We start from the raw sequence: 645 nt of genomic DNA on the forward strand, positions 1-645 counted from the left end.
GCGGGAATCGGGCTCGATCGAACAGGATGCGGACGTGGTGATGTTTGTATTCCGTGAGGAATATTACAAGGAACGCGAAAAGCCAGGCGATCATGAGCTGGAAAAGATGGAAGAGTGGAAACAGGCCATGGAGCGCCTGCATGGCAAGGCCGAGGTGATTGTCGGCAAGCAGCGCCACGGCCCCATCGGCACGGTCGAGTTGTCGTTCGAGGCGCAGTTCACCCGCTTTGGCAATCTGGTGAAGCCCTGGCAACAGGGCGGCGAGATCGAAGGATACTAAAAGTCCCCTTAACTATCCAAATAGCCGATTTTGAATGCCGATCGTCGTGTGTTAGTGTGTACTGAATGACGGCACGTACTGCCGGATTTTAGCAAGGCCTACGTCATTGCCCGCAATCATCTCGGAAATACGATACAGAAACGGGCCGAATTTTGCGCCGGACGGCGATTTCATCGAAATCCGCGTTCCGACCGGTACGGATGTCTCGGACCTGAGGGTTCAAGTTTACAACGCCAACGGAACAGCGCGAAGCTCCACAGATGTCGATCCAGCGCCGGTGAACACGGTCAACGGTTTCGACTATATTGTGGTCTCGGCACGTACCAACCGGCTGGGCGCTGTGTCGCTTGACGACAATGGCACGG

The 645-nt window shown here is 55.5% G+C and carries 2 protein-coding genes; both read left to right on the forward strand.

Annotation, left to right across the window (positions count from 1 at the left end; all coding sequences use genetic code 11):
* The coding region (locus tag ACR0E6_RS22515) for a DnaB-like helicase C-terminal domain-containing protein (protein WP_480587570.1) at nucleotides 1-280 on the forward strand (280 nt) is incomplete at its 5' end.
* A 106-nt stretch (nucleotides 281-386) separates the two neighbouring features.
* A partial coding sequence (locus ACR0E6_RS22520; protein WP_480587572.1) for a hypothetical protein occupies nucleotides 387-645 on the forward strand: 259 nt, incomplete at its 3' end.

The sequence above is a fragment of the Ruegeria sp. AP12 genome (assembly GCF_056540025.1).